General features: G+C 70.2%; 2 protein-coding genes. One reads left to right on the top strand and one right to left on the bottom strand.

Annotation, left to right across the window (positions count from 1 at the left end; all coding sequences use genetic code 11):
- Positions 1–542: 542 nt before the first annotated feature.
- Positions 543–1,589 carry a tryptophan--tRNA ligase gene (gene trpS / locus AB0958_RS44910; RefSeq protein ID WP_366896257.1) on the top strand — a complete coding sequence of 349 codons (1,047 nt, stop codon included), beginning with the start codon at positions 543–545 and terminating at the stop codon, positions 1,587–1,589.
- 29 nt (positions 1,590–1,618) lie between these two features.
- Here the strand turns inward: trpS and proC are convergent, their stop codons facing one another.
- Entirely contained in the window at positions 1,619–2,431 is an 813-nt protein-coding gene (gene proC / locus AB0958_RS44915; protein ID WP_366896258.1) for a pyrroline-5-carboxylate reductase, read from the bottom strand.
- Positions 2,432–2,650 lie beyond the last annotated feature (219 nt).

A 2,650-nucleotide genomic window follows, 5' to 3' on the forward strand; every position in this document is an offset into this window, starting at 1 on the left:
TTTCCAGGTTCCCGCTCTCGCGTTTCCCTTTCCGGCGGTTCCGACTCTATCAGATCCTTTCGGCCCTGATTCCCAGTCAGCGGGGTTTGTCATCCCGGCTGTTGGGCCGTTCCGACGAGTGAGACTTTAGCGGATTCCCGGCCTCCGAGCTAATCGGGGCCGCGTCCTTTCGAACGTGGATTCCTCATTTCGCGAATACGCACGCCGAAGCAACACGACACCATGGCGCCGAGTGCTGGTTGGTACTTGCGGAATGGCTGTCCGGGGACCGACCGGGGTCGGCGCTCACGTCGGACAACTCGGAGAACACTACGTAGCCGCTCGGGGTGTGTCAACTTGCGGCAGCACGGCGTCCCGGCGGCGTATGGTGCACGACATGACTACGCGTACGTGCACCCAGCAGTGGTGGGCCGCCTGACGGCGGCCGCGCTCACGTACGCATCCAACGGCCGCCCCCTCGGCGGCCGTTCGTGTTTCTCCCTCCGGAACTCCTGAGGGCCGGCCGCCCGGGACGGCGGCTCCGGCCAGGAGGTGGAGAAGGAATGACACGGGTCTTCAGCGGGATCAAGCCGACCGGGCACCTGACCCTGGGGAACTACCTGGGGGCCATGCGGCAGTGGGCCGAGGTGGACCAGCACCGGGCCGACGCCGTGTTCTGCGTCGTCGACCTGCACGGGATGACCGTGGACCACGACCCGGCGCGGTTGCGCAGGCTCACCCGGCAGGCGGCGACGCTGCTGCTGGCGGCGGGGCTGGATCCGGAGCTGTGCACCGTGTTCGTGCAGAGTCACGTCGACGAGCACACCCGGCTGTCGTACCTCATGGAGTGCGTGGCGACGGACGGCGAGATGCGGCGGATGATCCAGTACAAGGAGAAGGTCGCGAGCGAGGGGACCCGGGGGCGCGGGGTGCGGCTGTCCCTGCTGACCTATCCGGCGCTGATGGCGGCGGACATCCTGGCGTACGGGGCGGACGAGGTTCCGGTCGGCGACGACCAGACGCAGCACGTGGAACTGACCCGGGACCTGGCGGTGCGGTTCAACCAGCGGTACGGGCACACGTTCGTGGTGCCGAAGGCGACGGTGGCGTCCGTGGCAGCGCGGGTGATGAACCTGCAGGATCCGACGTCGAAGATGGGGAAGAGCGACGACTCGGGGCCCGGGATCGTCTATCTGCTCGACGAGCCGGACGTGATTCGGAAGAAGGTCATGCGGGCGGTGACCGACAGCGGGCGGGAGGTCGTGTACGACCGGGAGGCGCGGCCGGGGGTCGCGAACCTGCTGGAGATTCTCGCTGCGTGCACGGGCGGGAACCCTGAGTCACTGGCGGCCGTTCACGATTCGTACGGTGCTCTGAAGCGGGCCACCGCGGAGGCGGTGGTGGAGGTGCTGAGGCCCGTGCAGGCCAGGCACAAGGAGTTGTGTGCCGATCCGGGTCATGTGGAGGAGGTGCTGCGGCATGGGGCGGACAAGGCGCGGGCGATCGCCCGGCCGATCGTCGATACGGCGTACCGGGCGATCGGGCTGTTGCCGCCGGGGGCCTTCTCGGGGACGGCCGCACCGGAGCCGGCGTCGAACGCGGCGCGGTAGTCCGCCGTCCCCGTGAGGTCGGTCCGGCCTCAGTCCTTCTTGCCGGAGGCCAGCTCGCGGCTGCGGTCGCGGGCTGCCTCCAGGGCGGCGATGAGGGCGGCCCGTACGCCGTGGTTCTCCAGTTCGCGGATGGCGTTGATGGTGGTGCCGGCGGGGGAGGTGACGTTCTCGCGGAGCTTGACGGGGTGTTCACCGCTGTCGCGGAGCATCACGGCGGCGCCGATCGCCGACTGGACGATCAGGTCGTGGGCCTTGTCGCGGGGCAGGCCGAGCAGGATGCCGGCGTCGGTCATGGCCTCGACCAGGTAGAAGAAGTACGCCGGGCCCGAGCCGGAGAGGGCGGTGCAGGCGTCCTGCTGGGACTCGGGGACGCGCAGGGTCTTGCCGACGGCGCCGAAGATCTCCTCGGCGTGGGCGAGGTGGGCGGCGGTGGCGTGGCTGCCGGCGGAGATGACGGACATCGCCTCGTCGACGAGGGCGGGCGTGTTGGTCATGACGCGGACGACCGGGGTGCCCGTGGCGAGGCGCTCCTCGAAGAAGGAGGTGGGGATGCCGGCGGCGCCGCTGATGACGAGGCGGTCGGCGGGCAGGTGGGGGGCGAGTTCGTCGAGGAGGGTGCCCATGTCCTGGGGCTTGACGGTGAGGATCAGGGTGTCGGCGGTCTTCGCGGCCTCGGCGTTGCTGACCGGGGTGACTCCGTGGCGGGTGCGGAGTTCTTCGGCGCGTTCGGGGCGGCGGGTGGTGACCAGGAGGTCGGCGGGTGCCCAGCCGCCGCGGATCATCCCGCTGAGCAGGGCTTCGCCGATCTTGCCGGTGCCGAGGACTGCGACTTTCTGACTCATGCGGTTCAGTCTGGCACCGGGCTCGGGGCGGCGGGGGTGGCTGTCCGCTGGACGGACGCGCGCTGGTGCCCTGGCCGCCTCCTGGCTCCGACGTCCGCGGTCCCAGCACAGGGCCTGTCTGACAATTCCCGTCGTCGCCCGGAGGGCGGCCGCGCGGCGTCAGGTGCGTGCTCTGGGGGTCCCCCCGGCCGAAGGCTGCGGGAGTGCCGGGCCCTGATC

Source organism: Streptomyces sp. NPDC006655, from assembly GCF_040703965.1.
GTDB lineage: Bacteria > Actinomycetota > Actinomycetes > Streptomycetales > Streptomycetaceae > Streptomyces.

Coding starts and splice junctions, on each gene's coding strand:
- trpS (WP_366896257.1), top strand. CDS start 543: ATGACACGGGTCTTCAGCGGGATCAAGCCGACCGGGCACCTGACCCTG.
- proC (WP_366896258.1), bottom strand. CDS start 2,431: ATGAGTCAGAAAGTCGCAGTCCTCGGCACCGGCAAGATCGGCGAAGCC.